The organism is Plantactinospora solaniradicis (assembly GCF_042658085.1).
Lineage (GTDB): Bacteria > Actinomycetota > Actinomycetes > Mycobacteriales > Micromonosporaceae > Plantactinospora > Plantactinospora solaniradicis.
This window is the reverse complement of the sequence record NZ_JBHSPR010000006.1, coordinates 31,928-49,536: the sequence shown is the minus strand read 5'-3', so window position 1 is coordinate 49,536 and position 17,609 is coordinate 31,928. Positions and strand designations below refer to the sequence as shown.

The 17,609-nt window shown below is 71.9% G+C and carries 12 protein-coding genes and 2 pseudogenes; 5 read left to right on the top strand and 9 right to left on the bottom strand.

The window, feature by feature from the left end:
- Positions 1-6 precede the first annotated feature (6 nt).
- From ACFP2T_RS05795 to ACFP2T_RS05770, 6 genes are read right to left on the bottom strand one after another with little or no spacing between them, the layout of a single operon-like run.
- Positions 7-762 carry an MBL fold metallo-hydrolase gene (locus tag ACFP2T_RS05795; RefSeq protein ID WP_377418120.1) on the bottom strand — a complete coding sequence of 252 codons (756 nt, stop codon included), beginning with the start codon at positions 760-762 and terminating at the stop codon, positions 7-9.
- On the bottom strand, positions 759-1,943 hold the full coding sequence (gene aepY / locus ACFP2T_RS05790; RefSeq protein ID WP_377418118.1) for a phosphonopyruvate decarboxylase: 1,185 nt from the start codon (positions 1,941-1,943) through the stop codon (positions 759-761). Before aepY ends, ACFP2T_RS05795 begins: the two co-directional genes overlap by 4 nt.
- The gene (gene aepX, locus ACFP2T_RS05785) at positions 1,940-2,908 is read right to left on the bottom strand and encodes a phosphoenolpyruvate mutase (protein ID WP_377418116.1); all 969 of its coding nucleotides are present in this window, start codon (positions 2,906-2,908) and stop codon (positions 1,940-1,942) included. Before aepX ends, aepY begins: the two co-directional genes overlap by 4 nt.
- A gap of 49 nt (positions 2,909-2,957) precedes the next feature.
- The gene (locus tag ACFP2T_RS05780; RefSeq protein ID WP_377418114.1) at positions 2,958-4,022 is read right to left on the bottom strand and encodes a C-terminal binding protein; all 1,065 of its coding nucleotides are present in this window, start codon (positions 4,020-4,022) and stop codon (positions 2,958-2,960) included.
- Positions 4,023-4,031: 9 nt separating this feature from the next.
- Positions 4,032-5,372 carry a histidine kinase gene (locus ACFP2T_RS05775; protein ID WP_377418112.1) on the bottom strand — a complete coding sequence of 447 codons (1,341 nt, stop codon included), beginning with the start codon at positions 5,370-5,372 and terminating at the stop codon, positions 4,032-4,034.
- Positions 5,363-6,628, bottom strand: a complete 1,266-nt coding sequence (locus ACFP2T_RS05770; protein WP_377418110.1) for an iron-containing alcohol dehydrogenase — start codon at positions 6,626-6,628, stop codon at positions 5,363-5,365. The genes ACFP2T_RS05775 and ACFP2T_RS05770 overlap by 10 nt, the downstream gene beginning before the upstream one ends.
- 336 nt (positions 6,629-6,964) lie before the next feature.
- Between ACFP2T_RS05770 and ACFP2T_RS05765 the strand changes: the two genes are divergently transcribed.
- Entirely contained in the window at positions 6,965-8,188 is a 1,224-nt protein-coding gene (locus ACFP2T_RS05765; RefSeq protein ID WP_377418108.1) for an Nramp family divalent metal transporter, read from the top strand.
- Between the two features lie 33 nt (positions 8,189-8,221).
- On the opposite strand, the gene ACFP2T_RS05760 is transcribed toward ACFP2T_RS05765, so the two are convergent.
- A complete protein-coding gene (locus ACFP2T_RS05760) occupies positions 8,222-9,661 on the bottom strand; it encodes an MFS transporter (RefSeq protein WP_377418106.1) in 1,440 nt (479 codons plus the stop codon).
- Complete coding sequence (locus ACFP2T_RS05755) at positions 9,645-10,403, bottom strand: TetR/AcrR family transcriptional regulator (protein ID WP_377418104.1); 759 nt, start codon at positions 10,401-10,403, stop codon at positions 9,645-9,647. The genes ACFP2T_RS05760 and ACFP2T_RS05755 overlap by 17 nt, the downstream gene beginning before the upstream one ends.
- A 307-nt stretch (positions 10,404-10,710) precedes the next feature.
- Between ACFP2T_RS05755 and ACFP2T_RS05750 the strand changes: the two genes are divergently transcribed.
- Positions 10,711-12,453, top strand: coding sequence for a DEAD/DEAH box helicase (locus ACFP2T_RS05750; protein ID WP_377418102.1), 1,743 nt, complete (start codon positions 10,711-10,713; stop codon positions 12,451-12,453).
- A gap of 18 nt (positions 12,454-12,471) precedes the next feature.
- Here the strand turns inward: ACFP2T_RS05750 and ACFP2T_RS05745 are convergent, their stop codons facing one another.
- Positions 12,472-12,909 (bottom strand): hypothetical protein, encoded by a 438-nt coding sequence (locus ACFP2T_RS05745; protein ID WP_377418100.1) that lies wholly within the window; start codon positions 12,907-12,909, stop codon positions 12,472-12,474.
- A gap of 346 nt (positions 12,910-13,255) precedes the next feature.
- Between ACFP2T_RS05745 and ACFP2T_RS48105 the strand changes: the two are divergent.
- The 3 genes and pseudogenes from ACFP2T_RS48105 to ACFP2T_RS05730 all read left to right on the top strand — a co-directional run.
- Positions 13,256-14,134 (top strand): annotated as a pseudogene (locus ACFP2T_RS48105) (glycosyltransferase 87 family protein); the annotation flags it as partial.
- Between the two features lie 406 nt (positions 14,135-14,540).
- Positions 14,541-16,820 (top strand): annotated as a pseudogene (locus ACFP2T_RS48100) (glycosyltransferase); the annotation flags it as partial.
- Between the two features lie 7 nt (positions 16,821-16,827).
- Entirely contained in the window at positions 16,828-17,496 is a 669-nt protein-coding gene (locus ACFP2T_RS05730) for a class I SAM-dependent methyltransferase (RefSeq protein ID WP_377418094.1), read from the top strand.
- Positions 17,497-17,609: the final 113 nt, after the last annotated feature.

The window sequence follows — 17,609 nt, the reverse complement described above, 5'->3', positions numbered from 1 at the left end:
GATCGTCTACACGTCGATGACGCGGTCGTCGTCGGCCAGTTCGAGGTGCGGTTCGAGGTCGAGTTCGCCGGCCCTGGCGAGGACGTCGGGCCCGGCGTGGGTGAGCACGATGCGGCGGCAGGTGAGCCGGGGAAGGTTGTCCCGGAGCATCGGCAGGTGCAGGTGGAACGGCACCGCCCGGGTTTCGGTGTAGGCCTCGCAGATGAACAGGTCCGCCCCGTCGGCCACGGCGACCAGGGTCTCGGTCCAGGCGGTGTCGCCGCTGTAGGCGATGACCCGGCCCGCGAGGCCGATCCGCAGGCAGAGCGCGGGCGCACCGGCGAAGTGCTCCGCCGGGTACGCCTGCACCGTCAGCTCCGCGAGGTCGAGCCGACCGTGCGGCTCGATCTCGCGGACCTTGACCTCGAAGCGTCGGGTGATCCGGGTCGAGCCGGGAAAGAGCAGCTCCATGGCCTGGCGCAGCCGTTCCTCCGTGCCCGGTGGCCCGACCACCTCCAGCGGTGCGGTCCGGCGCCGGAACTGACCGTCGAGGATCAGGTACGGCAGCCCGGCGAAGTGGTCGCCGTGCAGGTGGGACAGGACCACCGTGCCGACGTCGTTCGGTTCGATGCCGTGCCGCTTCAGCCCGATCAGGGCGGTCGCGCCACAGTCGAGCAGCACCGGCGAGCCGCCCGCCGGACCCAGGTGTACGCAGGTCTGCAACCGACCGCCGCTGCCGAACGCGTCACCCGAGCCGGCGAAGGTCACCCGGACACCCGTCATGCTCCGACTCCCAGCACTTCGTCCGCGCCCACCCTGTCCCCGGCCGGGGCGGTGGTGACGAACCGCCGGAACCGCCGGGCCACCTCCGCCGGGGTAACCGCCGGCCGGCCCAGCCCACTGCGCGAGCCCGGCCGGGTACGGAGCCGGACCAGGCTCGGCCCGGGTCCGGCCAGTGCCGCCCCGAGTGCCACCCGGAACGCCTCGGGTCGGGTGCAGTCGTGCAGTTGCCGGTAGCCGCAGGAGGCGGCGGCGGCCACCAGGTCCACGGTGGACGAAAGCGTGCGCTGCCCGCCGGTCGAGTCGTGTACGCCGTTGTCCAGCACGACGTGCACGAGGTTGTCACCCCCGTACGCCCCGATCGTGGCCAGCCCGCCGAGCCGCATCAGCAGGGCGCCGTCGCCGTCAACCACCACCACCGGCCGGGTGGTGTGCGCGGCCACCCCAAGTCCCACCGCGCCGGCCGAACCCATCGCGCCGACCAGGTAGAAGTGCTGTTCGCGGTCGGCGATCTCGTACAGTTCCCGACTGGTCATCCCGGTGGTCGAGACGACGGCGGCACTCTCCGGCAACTCGGACAGCAGGCACTCCAGCGCAGCCCACCGACTGGGTGCCGGCCCCTCGGGCAGGTGCCGGACGACCCGGCCGGTACGCCGGGGCAGCGCGGACTCGCACAGCGGCTCCGCCGCGACCGTCCCCTTCGGAATCACGAAGGCGTACGGCCGCTCGGCCCGGAGCAGTTCGCCGGTGGCCACCGCGAACGCGTCGGACAACCCGTCCGGGTCGGCCGGCAGTGTCGCGTGCGGCACCTCCATCAGGTCGAGCAGTCCCGGGGTGATCCGCCCCATCAGAGCGTGCTGCGGCTCGTCGGGACGGCCGGGTTCACCCCGCCAGGTGACCAGCAGCAGCGCCGGGATGCTGGCCGGGTGCAGCAACGAGGTCAGCGGGTTGACCATGTTGCCGAGGCCGGAGTTCTGACTGATGACACAGCCGAGCCCGCCCCCCAGCCAGGCACCGGCCGCGATCGCCGCCGCCTCGCCCTCCTGGGTGGCGGCGAGGTAGCGCACCCTCGGGTCGCTGATGGCCCGGTTGATGACCGGGGTGAGGAAGGAGCACGGCACTCCGGTCACCATCGTCACCGAGTGGTCGACCAGCGCCGCCATCAGCTCTTCGGCACGGATCATGGAGCGTTCCCCCCGGTCACCGTGGACAGCACCGGCGGGTCGAAGGAGGCGTACCGCCGCTCCTCCCGCTCCAGGTCCTCGTAGCCCAACAGCGCGAAGATCTCCTTCAGGGAGGCGATCTCCTCCTCGACGCCGCTGATCACTCCGCTCGACCGCATGTCCCGGCAGGCCTTGCGCATCGCGCTGAACGCGGCCCGCATGCTCTGGTTCGCCCAGATGACCCCGCCGACCCCGAGCTGGTGGAACTCGTCCAGCGTGGTCCGGTGGTACGTGGTCGGTGCGATGACGATCGGCACCCCGCCGTGCCATCGGGCCGAGAAGGCGGCGATCTCCACCGCCGTCGGTTGCCGGGAGTGCACGAAGATGGCGTCCGCTCCGGCGGCCGCGTAGGCCTCGGCCCTGGCCACCGCCTCGTCGACGCCCTGCCCGGCGATGAACGACTCGGTGCGTGCCACGACGACGAAGCCGGGGTCCTGCTGCCCGTCCTTGCAGGCCTTGATCTTCCCGCAGAACTCGGCCACCGGGACCAGCTCGTGCCCCACCCCGAAGAAGGAGTTCATCTTGGGGAAGGTCTTGTCCTCGAAGCAGACCCCGGCAGCACCGATCCGTTCGGCCCGGCCGGCGAACCGGCGTGCGGTGTTGAAGTTGCCGTGCCCGGTGTCACCGTCGACGAGCACCGGTACCCGGGTGTTGTCCACCATGCTCTCGACGCTGTTCAACAGCTGGGTCCAGGACGCCTCGTCGCTGTCGCGTACCCCGAGGGCGGTGGAGATGCAGAGCCCGGACGCCCAGAGAGCGCGGAATCCCTCCTCGACCGCGATCCGGGCGCTGAGCCCGTCGTGCACCCCCATCAGTACGCAGGGTGCCTCGTCGACGAGCAGCCGGCGGAGTTGGTCGCCGGGGGACGTCGCGCCGGGGCGCTGGTCGGTGGTCGGGCCCGAACCGGTTTCTTCCGATGTGGTCAACGTTCCTCCAAAGAAGTGTCGAGCTGGCTGCGGTGGCGACCGGTGGTGTTCACGCCAGCCGTCCCTCGGGCGGTGGCGCGTCGTCGACGAGCACCGCGCGGACGCCCGTGGCGATCCGGCGGCGCAGGCTCAACTCGGATTCGGCGGACAGGAACGCGCGATGGGAGCTGACGATCACGTCGTTCCGGGCGAGCAACTTGCGGGCGGTGGGTGATGCGTTCGGGTCCTCGGGCGCGAAGACGTCGGAGGCGAAGCCGGCCAGTTGGCCCGTGTCGAGCGCGTCGAGCACGGCCGTGGTGTCGACGAGTCGTCCCCGGGCCGTGTTGACCAGCAGGGCTCCCGGTGCGGCGGCACCGAGCGCCGCCGCACCGACCAGCCCGTCCGTTTCCGGGGTCAGCGCCGCGTGGATCACCACGGCGTCCGCCGCGGCGAACAGCTCGCCGAGGCTCCGGACCGGGGTGACGCCGTGGCTGGCCATCAGGTCGGCCGCCACGTACGGATCGTGGGCCAGGACCTGGTGGTAGAACGGCTGGAGCTTGCGGGCGCTGGCCCGGCCGATCCGGCCGAAGCCGACGATCCCGACCGTACGCTCCGAGGTGCGGCGCGGTATGCCACCCCGGTGGATCCCCCACCGGTTGTCCCGGACCAGCCGGTCCTGTACGCAGATCTGCCGCTCCAGTCCGAGCAACAGCGCCACGGTGTGCGTACTCACCTCGTCGCCGCAGTAGTCCGGCACGTTGAATCCGTAGATGCCGGCCGTGGCGAGCAGGTCGGGACGGAGGTTGTCGAAGCCGACGCCGCTGCGGGCGACCACCCGGCAGTTCGGCCGGAGTGCCTCGACGAGTTCCGAGGTGACCTGGCACCGGTAGATCACCAGTGCGTCGGCGCCCCGTGCCGCGTCGAGCAGTTGGTCGCCGGAGGTCACGAAGCCGCCGTCGGCGCTCGGGGCGGCCTCCGGGTCGTCGGCCGGATCGAGGCCGGTTCCGCCGTCGAACGGACCGAACTCGACGCTGACGTCCGGTCCGAGGATGCCGCGTTCCAGGTCGGCGCGGCTCGGATCGGGTCGGCCGCTCGCGTCGAGCGCCCAGGCCGGGTCGGTGTAGACCACTCGCATCGTTGCCCCCTATCCCTCGTCGTAGCCCCAGCTGGACAGGTCGCGGCGGCCCCGCCGGGCGGTGGCCGCCGGTGCGTACGTGTTGGTCAGTTCGACCAGGTCGAGATAGCCGACGTGGGAGCCGGAGCCGAACTTCAGCAGTGCCCCGTCGCCGGACCAGCGGTGCCGGACGAACGGGCCGACCCAGGCCGAGCCGTCGGCGGTGAGGGTGGTGCTCTGGCGCTGCCCCTGCGCGTTGTCCCAGTCGAGGGTGAGCACGCCCGTGGCGACGAAGTAGTGCGACTCGGCCGGCTCCACCAGGTCGGCACCGGACACCTCGGACCCGTCGGAGTGGACCCGCAGGTACAGCCCGGTGAGGTCCGGCAGGTGTGGGGCGCTCGCCATCGAGGCCACCTCGTACGGGCCGAGCCGGCGCCGCGACGCACGGGCGTCCGGCACGTCCCGGTACGACTTGCCGACCGCGTCGTGGCTGCGCTCGGCCGGCAGCAGCAGGCGGTAGTCCAGTCCCACCGTCCGGGCCAGGGCCCGGAGCACGGGAATCCCGGCCACCGGGTCGCTGACCGCCTTGTCCAGCGCCGCCGGGTCGAGCCCGATCGCGTCGGCGGCGGAGGACCGCTGATAGCCGCGCCGGGCCAGCAGCAGGTCCAGCAGGTCGCCCGGGGGCAGTCCGCCGTCGAGCAGTTCGAGGTACCGGGCGTAGGCGCTGTCGGACCAGGTGTTCGCCTCCTCGATCACCGGCGCCATGTTCGACTGTCCGGTGTAGGAGACGATCCGGGCCGGGGCGGCACCGGCGAGCGAGTAGCTGTGCGGGCAGTACGACGGTTCGACGTACGAGTCGCCGACGATCCACGGGTCGTCGCCGGAGTTGGCGTGCAACACCTGCCAGGTCTGCGGGGTGAGTTCCTCGCCCCAGCGGCCGTGGATGTCCCCGGGGCCGAGGTTGACGGTGATGGCCGGCTCCAGGTGCCCGTTGTTGAGCGCGGGCAGCCGGTCGGCCGGGCAGAGGATGTCGAGGATCACCGGCGCCACCCGCCCGGGAGGCGCTGCCATGGAGTAGTAGTTGTAGAAGTGGATCCCGTCGCGCTGGATCGGCCGGCAGGTGGCCGCCAGCCCCTCCGCCGACTGGTGCACGACGGTGAGGTCCCGGGCGCCCTGGGCGCAGAGTTGGGCCGGGTCGACGCGCAGCGCGAGCGCGATGCGGCCCAGCAGCGCGTCGTCGACCTCGGCGACGCCACCGCCGAGCAGGTCGGTCAGCGTCCCCCCGGGGACCCCGGCCAGTTCGGCGACCTGCGTCGCGGTGTGTTTGCGGGCGTTCATCCAGTGCGCGACCTTGAACGGGTCTACGAGCATGACTCCTCCAGTCCCAGCGGCGTGCCGAGGAGCCGGCGGAGGACGGGAACGTCCAGCCGGCGCGGGTTGTCGTGGCATCGGGGGTAGCTGAGGGCCTCGACGGCCAGGTCGTGCGCGTCGACCGCCAGCTCCGCCAGGGGCGTCAGGCCGGCACCGGCGAACAACCGCTCGACCCGCGCGGCGGCGGCAGCGGCCCGCGCGACGACGGTTCCGTCCGGCCCGACGGTTCCGTCCGGGCTGGACGCCGCCACGTCGGCGCCCAGGGCCACGGCGATCCGGTCGACCACGGCGCGGACGTGCCGGACACCCCGGGGGTCCGCGCAGTCCGCCGTGGTCACATCGGCGTTGTGACGCAGCAGCGTCGGCAGGCTCACCCCGCACGCATGCCCGTGCGCCAGCCCCAGCCACAGGGTCAGCGGGTACGAGATGGCGTGGCAGGACGAGGTCGGTGCCTCGGCGATGGCCCTGCCGGAGTGGTGGCCGGCGAGGAGCAGGGCTCCTCGGCCGGCGTCGTCCAGCCGCCCGGCGACGAGCCGGTCCAGCACACCGGCGGCGGTGCCGAGTGCGGTCAGGCCGAAGGCGGTCGACGCCGGGGTGGAGCGGATCGACCAGGCCGCCTCGGCGCCCTGGCAGATCGTGTCCAGCACGGCGCAGGCGAGGACGGTCCGGTCCAGCCCCAGCAGCAGGTCCGGATCGAGGATCACGGCCCGGGGCAGCAGCTCGGGACCGGCCAGGGAGAGCTTCCGGCCACCGGTGGTGTCCCAGAGGGTGGCGAACGGGGTGGCCTCGGCTCCGGTGCCCGGGGTGCTGGGCACCGCGACCACCGCCGGCCGGGTGGGGACGTCGATCGGCCAGCGCCGCCGCAGCCCGGGGTCGTCGCAACCCCGCACCACGTCGTGCTGGTCGAGGTGCGGGTACGGCTGTAGGGCCACCGCCGCCTTCGCGGTGTCGAGCACGGTGCCGCCGCCGACCGCCAGCACGATCCGGGGGCGGCTCTCCCGGAGCAGCCGCGCCAGCCGCAGCACGCCGTCGGGGGTCACCGGGCCCGGTTGGACGTACCGCCGGGTCGGCAGCGGTCGCAGCGCGGCGACCATCCGCTCGGCCCATGGGCGGGTGTCGAATCCGGGGCCGACGACCAGCACGGCGCGGAGCCGCGTCGCCGGAACCCCGCAGATCGCCTCGGCCTCCGCCGGCACGGCGGCGACGGCGCCCGGCCCGACGATCACGCGTTGGGCCGGTGCCGGTGCGCCGGGCACGGGGGCGGCGATCGAAGGAGATTGCGGTGCAAGTCGCATGCGGCCCCCAAACAAGCAACTTGATCAGTCAAGCCGATGCGGCCAATCAGCCGGGAATCTAAAGCCTTGACAGCGTCGAAGCGTACAAACTACGACTACATGAAGTCAACAATATAAGTAGCAACCTCAAGACGGTGATCCGTCACAACGTCCGTATTGAGGGCCCTCAGGCGAGTTGTGAAACTTGGCGATTTACCCGCCGGGGGATGCGTACCTACGCAGACTGGAGGCACGGTGCGGTCACAGGATGGTACCCGTTCGAGCGCCCAGAGTAATGTCATCCATCATTCACCGAAGTTGAACTCGTCCATTACCGGCAAGATGCCCCTCGGACACCTGGTCATTCGGTTGGGTCCGGCCTTCGTGGCGGCGATCGCGTACGTCGACCCCGGCAACGTGGCGACGAACGTGTCGGCCGGCTCCCAGTACGCGTACCAACTGGTCTGGGTCGTGGTACTCGCGAACCTGCTCGCCGTGCTGACCCAGTACCTGTCGGCGAAGCTCGGCCTCGCCACCGGTCGTACCCTGCCGGAACTCTGCCGCGAGCGGTTTCCCCGGCCGGTGGTCTACCTGCTCTGGGGTCAGGCCGAGGTGGTGGCCGTCGCCACCGACGTCGCCGAGGTGCTCGGCGGCGCCGTCGCCCTCTACCTGCTGTTCGGCGTTCCACTGCTGGCCGGCGGTTTCCTGACCGGGGCCGTCGCGTTCGTCCTGCTCATCGTGCAGACCCGGCACGGGCAACGGAGCTTCGAGCGGCTCACCGCGGCGATGCTGGCCCTGATCTTCATCGGCTTCGGGTACGCGGCCGTCACCGCCGAGCCCTCACCCGGAGGTCTGGCCGGCGGCCTGCTCCCCGACCTGCCGGACCGGGGCGCCATCCTGCTCGCGGCGGCGATCCTCGGCGCCACGATCATGCCGCACGCGATCTACCTGCACTCCGCGCTGATCCGGGACCGCTTCGGCGTGGTACGCACCGTTCCGGCCCGCCGACGGCTGCTCGCCGCCACCCGGATCGACGTGGTGGCGGCGATGCTGGTGGCCGGCGCCACCAACGTCATGCTGATCGCGATAGCGGCGGGCAGCCTGGCCGGCAGCGGCGTCACCGAACTCGAGCAGGCGTACCACCTGTTCGACGAGCGGTCCGGTGCGCTGGCGGCGGCCTGTTTCGGGTTGGCCCTGCTCGTCTCGGGGTTGGTCTCCTCCTCGGTCGGCACGTACGCCGGCTCGGTCATCCTGGCCGGCTTCCTCCGCCGATCCATCCCGGTGACCGTACGCCGCCTGGTCACCATCGTGCCCGCGCTCGGCATCCTGGCCCTGGGCCTGGAACCGACCAGAGCGCTGGTGCTCAGCCAGGTCACGCTGAGCATCGGCATTCCCTTCGCGCTCTGGCCGCTGGTCTTCTTCACCAGGGACGCGTCGTTGATGGGCGAGCTGGTCAACCGGCGGATCACCACGGTGGCGGCGAGCTGCGCGGCGGTGTTCATCTCGGTGCTGGCGGTGCTGACCATCCTGGTCGGGGGCTGAGGTCACCGCCGCCGGACCGGGTCGGGCGCAGGCTCAGCCGACCCGGTCCGGCGCGCTGGGTGCGGGCAGCGGTGGATCCGATCCGACGGGCGGCACGGCCGCCGGTCGACGCAGCGCCAGCACCGCGAACAGGGCCAGTCCGGACGCCGCGCCCGTGCACCAGAACCCGCTCAGCAGGGCGTCCCGGCTCTCCAGCCCGCCGAGCGGTCCCAGGATGGCCACCACCACCGCGACCCCGAGGGCGGCACCCACCTGCCGGGCCGTGGCGTTGACCGCGCTGCCGGTGGCGAACCGGGATATCGGGAGCGACGCAACCGCAACTCCGGTCAATACGGGAAAAGCCATCGCGTTCCCGATACCCGTGAGAAACGAACCCGGCAACCATTCGGTCAGATAATTGGGCTCAACTCCCGGAACTGTGGCAAACCATACGCAGCCAAGCCCGTACACCACCACGCCGATACCGGCGATCAGTTTTCCGCCGAATCGGTCGGCCAGCATGCCGGCGACCGGCGCACAGGCGGCGGTTATCAACGGGCCCGGCGCGAGCGCCAATCCCGTCAACACCGGCCGTAAATGCCACACATCACTGAGATAGAGCACATCCACCAGAATTTTGCCGTAGATCCCGATGGAGAACAGGACCAGGGCGGCGTTGCCGGCCGCGACCGGACGGAGCCGGAGCAGGCTGAGTTCCAGCACCGGCGCCGGATGTCGCGCGGATCTCCAGAGCGCCAGGCCGATCAGGGCGAACGCCCCGGCGAACGGGCCGACCGTACGTGGACTGGTCCAGCCCCAGTCGTTGCCCTTGGTGATGGTCAGCGCCAGCGCACCGAGCCCCAGCGCGAGGGCGGCGGCACCGAGCAGGTCGGGCATCCTGCCCCGTCGCTGGTCGGCCGACTCCCGCAGCACGCGGGCGCCCCAGACCATCGTGGCCACCCCGATCGGCACGTTGACCAGGAAGACCAGGCGCCAGTCGAGAACCTCGATCAGCACGCCGCCCACGGTCGGCCCGAACGCCGCGGCCGCGGCGGCGCAGGCGCCCAGCATGGAGGTGGCGGCGAGCCGGCGCTCCGCCGGGTACTCGTGCAGCAGCAGGGCGATCGAACTCGGGATCACCGCCGCCGCGCCGATCGCCTGCACGATGCGGGCCGCGATCAGCCACCAGACGGACGGGGCCGCGGCGCAGCCCGCCGACGCCACCGTGAACAGGAGCAGTCCGATCAGGAACAGCCGCCGCCGGCCGACCATGTCGGCGAGCCGGCCGGCCGGGACCAGGGCCGCGGAGAAGACCACGTTGTAGCCGTTGAGCACCCAGGACAGCTCGTCCTCGCGCACGGTGGGGAAGTAACGCTGGAGGTCCGGGAAGGCGACGTTGACGATGGTGACGTCCAGGAAGGCCATGAAGGCGGCGAGGGAGCAGACGGCGAGTGCTCGCCGGGCTCGGGACCTGTCGTCAGGTGTCTCGGGCATGCGCGGAGTCCTCTCCCCCGGCGCTCCTGGGTGGGTCGGGACGCGGAAAACCGTCGCGGCCGTACGTGCTCTCCCGGGCGGCGTCGAGGCCGAAGTGCTGGGCGATGGCGATGCACACCTCGACCCAGGTGGCAAGGAACCGTTCGTCGTCGATGTCGAGCGGTTTACGGCCGTAGATCGACTCAAGCGTGCGGTAGTGCCCCATCGAGCCCGCGATGATGAGGGCCAGCGCCTCGGCGTCCACGTGCGTGGAGCCGGCGGCCTCGGCGCTGCGGCTGATCCACTCCGCGATCCGTCGGTGCGGGTTGTCGTGTACGGCCTCCCGTAGCTGGTCGAGGAGGCCGGGAACGACCTCGCCCTCCTGCCGGACCAGCCGGTACAGCGGTTCCCGGCGGTTCAGGTCCTGGAGGTTCCACCGCCCGAGCAGGATGATCTCGGACCGGAGGTCGGCCAGCGGGAGCAGGTCGAGCGCGGAGGTGAGCACGCTCAACTGTTCGATGTGCCGCTCGATGCCGGCCCGGAGCACCTCCTCCTTGCTGGCGAAGTACTGGTAGAGCGCGCCGGATCGCGGTGCCAGCCCGGCCCGCGCCTCGATCTCCCCGATGGTGGTCTTCCGGTAGCCCTGCTCGGCGAAGAGATCCATCGCCGCCCGAAGCAGCCGGTCGCGAGTTCCCAGTGCCCGGGCGGACCCGCCCGACTCGGTCCCGGACCTGTCACTCTGATCCTTACGGCGATCACTCATTCACCAGCACCTGACCAATACGGCGTTGTATTCCACGACTACGGGCGACTTGGTTCTGCCGGCAGCATAGTGCACGGGGCGGTCCGAACGCCCGTTGATGGGCAGTGAAGTTACGGTGAAGTTACAGCTTTCGCCCGTCTGGACCCGACTCCGGCCGGGCGTGGGGCGCTCCGCCAGCACTGATCCCCGATCACACCAGCCGTTTGCCCGAGCCGGTCGGAGCGGCGTCCGGCCCGGACCACCCCCGGGGCGGCCCGGATGGCCGGTCGCCGAGCCGTGCACTCCGGCGTGGTGAAAGGCTGAAGGCATGAGTTCCGAAAGCGCACGACCCGATCCGGTGGTCACCACGAGCCCCGACGGCACCGACGACGACTCCGGCACCTTCGCCGACCTTGGGCTACGGACCGAACTCCTCGACGCGCTGAGCACGCTGGGCTACGAGGAGCCGACCGCGATCCAGCGGGAGGCGATCCCGCCGCTGCTGGCCGGGCGTGACCTGCTCGGACAGGCGGCCACCGGAACCGGAAAGACCGCCGCTTTCGCGCTACCACTGCTGCAGCGGATGCCGGAGGACCGCCGCTCCGGGGAGCCCACGGCGCTGATCCTGGTACCGACCCGCGAACTGGCCGTCCAGGTCTCCGAGGCGATCCACCGGTACGGCCGGGATCTCGGCGTACGGGTGCTGCCGATCTACGGCGGACAGCCGATCGCCCGGCAGTTGCGGGTACTGGACAGCGGCGTCGACGTCGTGGTGGCCACCCCGGGACGGGCGTTGGACCACATCTCCCGGGACACGTTGCGGCTGGGCAGCCTCGCCACGGTGGTGCTGGACGAGGCGGACGAGATGCTCGACATGGGCTTCGCCGAGGACATCGAGGCGATCCTGCAGCACGTGCCCGAGCAGCGGCAGACGGTGCTGTTCTCCGCGACGATGCCGAGCCGGATCGACGGGATGGCCCGACAGCACCTGCGCGACCCGGCCCGGATCGAGATCGGCCGGCAGCCCGCCCCATCCGGCACGGCGCCACTGGTCCGGCAGACCGCGTACGTCGTCGCGCGGTCGCACAAGCCGGCGGCGCTCGGCCGGGTCCTCGACGTCGAGGCGCCGACCGCGGCCATCGTCTTCTGCCGCAGCCGGGAAGAGGTCGACCGGCTCACCGAGACCATGAACGGCCGGGGGTACCGGGCCGAGGCACTGCACGGCGGGATGACCCAGGAGCAGCGCGACCGGGTGATGGGCCGGCTCCGGGCGGGCACGGCGGACCTGCTGGTGGCGACCGACGTGGCTGCCCGGGGGCTGGACATCGAGCAGCTCACCCACGTGGTCAACTACGACGTGCCGTCCGCGCCGGAGTCGTACGTGCACCGGATCGGCCGGGTCGGCCGGGCCGGCCGGCAGGGGGTCGCGATCACCCTGGCGGAGCCCCGGGAGCACCGGATGCTCAAGACCATCGAGCGGACCACCGGGCAACGGATCTCGATCGACAAGATACCGACCGTGGCCGACCTGCGGACCCGGCGGTTGGAGATGACCCGGGCCGCGCTGCACGAGAGCCTGCTGGAGGACGACCTCGAGCCGTTCCGGGTGATCGTGGAGACCCTCACCGACGAGTTCGACGTGATGGAGGTGGCCCTCGCCGCGGTGCGGCTGGCGCACGAGTCGACGGGCGGAACGGTCGACGAGGAGGACATCCCGCAGGTGGCGTTCCGGGGCGACCGGGACGGCCGTCCCCGCCGGGACGGCGGTCGGGACGGTGGCCGCGACGAACGACGTACCGGTGCCGGTCGGACCCGTCCGGGCGACATGGCGTGCCTCTTCATCGGCGTCGGACGCCGGGCCGGAATCCGGCCGCAGGACCTGGTCGGTGCGATCACCGGCGAGACCCGGGTCAGCGGCCGGGAGATCGGCTCGATCGAGATCGCCGACCGGTTCTCGCTGGTCGAGGTGCCACGGTCCGCCGCGGACGAGGTGATCGCCCGGCTGCGCCAGAGCACCATCAAGGGCCGCAGGACGACGGTACGCCGGGATCGGGACGTCGGCCGGGAGTGACCGGGTCGCACCCGGTGATCAGGACTGCGGGCGGAGCAGGTTGCGCAGCTCGCGGGCGAACTCGGCGATGGAGAGCGCGGCGGTGAACGGCGGCAGCACGATCACCGCGATGTTCCGGGGGTCGAGCGACTGGTCGGTCAGCACCAGCCCGAAGAGGATCTGGGTGACCGTGCCGATGCCGACCAGGAGCCAGGGGTAGACCCGGGACGTCCGCTGTGGATCGATGGTCGCCGCGACCAGCCCGAGGCTGCCGACGATCACCAGACCGACCACCACGACGGGATAGAGCCAGGCCGGCGAGTCGGAGACCTCCACGTCGAGGCCGCCCGCTGTCCGGTAGGAAACCGCGAGCCCGGCGAGGTAGATGACGAACACGCCGATCGCGCTGAGCACCCCGAGGAACCGGGCCACCACGATCACCCGGGGCGGTTCCGAGCCTTCCCATTGCTTCGTCATCGTTTCCACCAGGGAGGAAGGAGGATCGGTCGGTTCGTTGGCGTCAATGATTTCCCGCCCGGGCCCGCCGGTTCGTCGTACGGTCGGATGGTCCTGACTACCTTCCGTGTCCGCGTCGTAGCCGGTCGACAGTGCCGGACGCCGACCGTTCGCGGGTGGATATCCGGGCACCCAGCGGATCCGGGCCGGCAGGTGCCGGCCAACGCCTGGCCGGTCGACCTCCGTCGACAGGGCGGCGGGTCGGCGACGCCATCCGCTGTGGACGCTGGGTAATCCAGACACGTTCCAGAAATCGTGTTAGGTCGATTGTTAGCGTGTGCCCGCCGGCCACGGAGGGAGATCGGTAATGGCGCCCGCTACCGCTACGAACGCGCCGCTCCGGCCCCGGATCGGTGCGGCGCCCGGTAGTGCCGTCGTGGCACTGCTCGCGACGCTGGTCGCCGTCGGCGCCGTCGCGGTGCACCGGGTCACCGGACGGTACTGGGGCGATCTCGCCGTCTACCGGGCGGGCGGGTCCGCCGCCGAAGCCGGGGACGGCGGCCTCTACCAGGTGACCGTGCGCGGCGCGGACGGGATCGAGCTGGGGTTCACGTACCCGCCGTTCGCGGCGCTGCTGTTCCAGCCCTTCGCGGCCGTCGGCCCGGAGGTCGCGATCGGGGTGTGGACGCTCGGCTCGATGCTCGCGCTGGCGGCGGTGCTCCGGCTGGTGCTGCGGTCGACCGGGGTGCCGGACCCGCGTCTCGGAACACTGACGCTGGTCGGCACGGTCGCCGCGCTGCCGATGTTCGCGGTGTCGGGTCATCTACAGGTCGGCCAGGTCGGCCTGTTCCTGATGCTGGTCGTGCTGGTCGACCTGACCGGCGATCCGCGCCGCTGGTGGTACGGCCTCGGAGTGGGCCTCGCCGCCGGAATCAAGCTCACCCCGCTCGTCTTCGTGGTGTACCTGCTCGCCACCGGCCGGGTACGGGCGGCGGCGACGGCGATCGGCGGTTTCCTCGGCACCATCGCCATCGGGTTCCTGTGGCGGCCGGTGGACTCGTCGGGGTACTGGTCCGGTGCACTCCTCGACACCTCCCGGGTCACCGCCGACCTCCGGACGATCCTGAACCAGTCCCTGCCCGGCGCACTGGCCCGGCTGACCGATTCCGGCGATCCGCGGCTCGGGTGGCTGCCGGTGGCGCTGGTCGGTGCCGCGGGTCTCGCCGTCGCGGTCTGGTGCGCCCGGGCCGGCGAGGAACTGCTCGGGGTGCTCGCCTGCGCGACGACCGGCCTGTTGGTCTCCCCGATCTCGTGGCACCACCACTGGGTCTGGGCGGTGCCCGCGCTGGCCCTGCTCGCCGAGCGGGCCTGGCGGCTCGGCAGCCGGATCGGGCTCGCCGCCGTGGGCCTGGCCTGGCTCGTCTTCGTGGCGGGCACCGGCTGGGTGCTCGCGGGTCTGCGGGGCCAGGATCTCCACTTCGACGGCTGGGGACTGCTCTACAGCAACCTGTACGTACTGACCGGGCTCGCCCTGCTCGGCTGGCTCCCGTTCACGCTGCGCCGCGCGGCCCGGACCGCCCGGGAAACCGGCGCACCGGCGTACGGCGCCCCGGAGCGGGACCGGGAGCACCGGCTCGACCAACCCGACCACGGTGGCGAAACCCGCTCACCCGCCGATTCCGACGCCGTACGGGTGTCGGTGGTGATCCCCAACTACAACAAGGAGAAGACGCTCCGGGCCTGCCTGACGGCGGTCTACGCGCAGAGTCTCCCGCCGGCCGAGGTGATCGTCGTCGACGACGCCAGCACGGACCTGTCCCGACAGATCGTGGCCGGGTTCCCCTGCACCCTGCTCGCCTTCGCGGCCAACCGGGGCGTCTCGGCGGCCCGCAACGCCGGGGCCGGCCGGGCAACCGGCGAGGTGCTGTTCTTCGTCGACTCGGACATCGCGTTGGCCCCGGACGCGCTGGCCGCCGCGCTCGGGGTGCTTCGGCAGCATCCCCGGTGCGGCGTCGTGCAGGGGATCTACGACCTGCACCCGCTGTTCGCCGATGGACCGGTGGAGTCCTACAAGACGCTGTTCGAGCACTTCTGGCGGCGCCGGGCCGTCGGCGTGACCTCCAGCACCATGTTCGCGCTGACCGCGGTTCCCCGGCCCGTCTTCGATGCCGTCGGCGGCTTCGACGAGCGACTCCGCGATGCCGAGGACGTGGAGTTCGGCACCCGCCTGCCGGCGTCGTACGAGATCCGGACGAGTGACCGGGTGATCGGCCGGCACGACGACGTGGACCGGCTCTGGCCGTACCTCTCCGAGCTTTTCCGTCGGGCTCTGACCTATGCCGGCGCGGTGGTGGTGGCCCGGTGGACACCGTCGCCGACGCCCGGACCGCGCCCGGCAGGGGGGCCGGCGGGAGGTGCGTGTCCGGCGGACGGATCGGGCTCGGCGTCCGGGTCGGAGCGGCGGGAACCGCACCGCATCGACCTCGGGTCCCTTGCCGGCATGCTCGGCAGCGCGTCGGCGGTGGCCACCCTGCCGCTCGCCGTCGCCTCACCCTGGCTGCTGGCCGTACCGCTGACCCTGCTGGCCGGGTTCCTCGCCGCCGACCGGGAGTTGTTGACGTTCGCGTTCCGGCAGCGCGGACCGGGGTTCCTGCTCTACGCGGCGCTGATGCGTTTCCTCACCCACCTCACGGAGTTCGCCGGCCTCACGCTCGGGGTGGCGCAGGCGGTGGTCCGGCTCAGGAAAGCTCGTCGGGACGCCGAGCGAAGCGAGGGGGCCGATGAGCGAGCGCAGCGAGCGAACCAGCCGGCTCAGGACAGCTCGTCGGGACGCCGAGCGAAGCGAGGGGGCCGATGAGCGAGCGCAGCGAGCGAACCAGCCGGCTCAGGAAAGCTCGTCGGGACGCCGAGCGAAGCGAGGGGGGCCGATGACCACGCTCGCGCCCGCCGAGACGGGCCGGCGGACCGCCGGAGCCGCCGGGCGCACCTGGTGGCGGCTGGCGAACCGGGCGCTGACCGTGGTCTTCGTGCTGGCGCTGGCGGCCGGGCTGGTGCTGTTCCTGCGGAGCCAGGACTGGACCCCGGTCAGGTCGTTGGCGCAGCGGCTGGATCCGGCGCAGGTCACCGTGGTCCTGCTCGGCGCCCTGCTGATCAACGCGGTCGGGCTGCTGCTCGGGCTGGTCTCCTGGCAGGCCCTCTTCGCCGATCTGGGCGCGGCCGTGGACCGGTGGACCGCCGCCCGGCTGTTCTTCGTCGGGTTCCTCGCCAAGTTCGTGCCGGGCCGTTTCGTCGCCCTGCCGGTGCTGTTGCGGATGGGTAAGGAGATCGACGTCGGCCCCGTCCGGCTGGCCGGCGTCTTCGTCCTCAGCTGGACGGTCGTGGCGCTGACCGGGATGACCGTCGCGCTCGCCGCCGGGCCGGGCGTACTTCCCGGCGCGACCGGATGGCTGCTGCTGGCCGTACTGCCGCTGGTCGCCCTGTTCGTCCGGCCCGAGTTGCTCAATCGAGGGCTGGTCGCGCTGGCCCGGCTGCTGCGACGCCGACCCCCGCAGGTCGCGGCGTCCCGGGCCGGCGTGCGTCGAGCCATCGTCACGCAGTCGCTGTCCTGGGTGATCTCCGGGCACCATCTCTGGCTGCTCGCGGTCACCGCCGGCGCCCCACCGCTGAGGTCCTATCTGGTCTGCGTCGCGGGCTTCGCGGCCGCGGCCGTGGCCGGTCTGCTGGTCATGGTCGCCCCGGACGGCCTCGGGGTCCGGGAGGCCGTCCTGATGGTCGGCCTGGTCACCGTGATGCCGGCGTCGGTCGCCACCCCGGTGGTACTGGCCAGCCGGCTGGTCTGCGCGCTGAGCGAGGTCGCGGTCGGTGCGGGCGGGCTGCTGCTGGCGCAGTACCTGCATCGGCGGCGGCTCGATCGCCAGAGTCGGAAAGGTCGGTGAGCTGATGACGAATCCCCTGGTCCGGGCGGTGGCCCGGCTGACGATGATGCCGCTGCGGATACTTGTCCGTCCGAACCGGAGGATGAACGCGGCGCTGTGGAACGCCCAGTACGCGCTGGGTCTCTGGCGCTATCTCGACGGGATGTCCGATGGCGGCATGCCGCTGTCGCTCATCGCGCGGTGGGCGCCGGATCCGACGATCCTGGACCTCGGCTGCGGTACGAGCGCCAACCTGCCACTCGCCCCGGGGCGGTACCGGCACTACCACGGGGTCGACATCAGCCGCCGGGCGATCGACCAGGCCCGCGCGATCGGTCGCCCGGACACCTCGTTCGAGGTCGCCGACATCCGTACCTTCGACACCACGGACCGGTTCGACGCGATCCTGCTCCGCGAGGTCATCTACTACCTGTCCGAGAGCGAGTCGGCGACACTGCTGCGTCGACTGCCCGGGATGCTCACCGCCCGGGGCAGGATCCTGGTCCAGGTCTACGACGTGGCCCAGGCCGGGGAGCTGCTACGGCTCGTCCGGAGCTGTGGCCTCGCGGTCGCCGAGGAACTGCCGACCCACCTCGGCCCCGGGCCGTCCGGTGTCTTCCTCGTCCTGACCGCACCGGCCGCGACGGTGGGTAGGGGCACCGGCGACCCGGGCGACGACGCCGCCCGGCCCTGACCTCGGGCACCGCGAACGGTGGCCGGCGCCCTCGTCGAGAGGGCTGCCCCGGCCCGCCCGGACGTCGACGCGGCCTGACAGATGTCGACGCGGCCGGACCGCAACGGGGGCTG

What these genes read in the sequence shown, in the direction of transcription:
- ACFP2T_RS05795 (WP_377418120.1), bottom strand. Translation starts at nt 762, where the DNA reads ATGACGGGTGTCCGGGTGACCTTCGCCGGCTCGGGTGACGCGTTCGGC.
- aepY (WP_377418118.1), bottom strand. Translation starts at nt 1,943, where the DNA reads ATGATCCGTGCCGAAGAGCTGATGGCGGCGCTGGTCGACCACTCGGTG.
- ACFP2T_RS05780 (WP_377418114.1), bottom strand. Translation starts at nt 4,022, where the DNA reads ATGCGAGTGGTCTACACCGACCCGGCCTGGGCGCTCGACGCGAGCGGC.
- ACFP2T_RS05775 (WP_377418112.1), bottom strand. Translation starts at nt 5,372, where the DNA reads ATGCTCGTAGACCCGTTCAAGGTCGCGCACTGGATGAACGCCCGCAAA.
- ACFP2T_RS05760 (WP_377418106.1), bottom strand. Translation starts at nt 9,661, where the DNA reads ATGCCCGAGACACCTGACGACAGGTCCCGAGCCCGGCGAGCACTCGCC.
- ACFP2T_RS05755 (WP_377418104.1), bottom strand. Translation starts at nt 10,403, where the DNA reads ATGAGTGATCGCCGTAAGGATCAGAGTGACAGGTCCGGGACCGAGTCG.
- ACFP2T_RS05750 (WP_377418102.1), top strand. Translation starts at nt 10,711, where the DNA reads ATGAGTTCCGAAAGCGCACGACCCGATCCGGTGGTCACCACGAGCCCC.
- ACFP2T_RS05745 (WP_377418100.1), bottom strand. Translation starts at nt 12,909, where the DNA reads ATGACGAAGCAATGGGAAGGCTCGGAACCGCCCCGGGTGATCGTGGTG.
- ACFP2T_RS05730 (WP_377418094.1), top strand. Translation starts at nt 16,828, where the DNA reads ATGACGAATCCCCTGGTCCGGGCGGTGGCCCGGCTGACGATGATGCCG.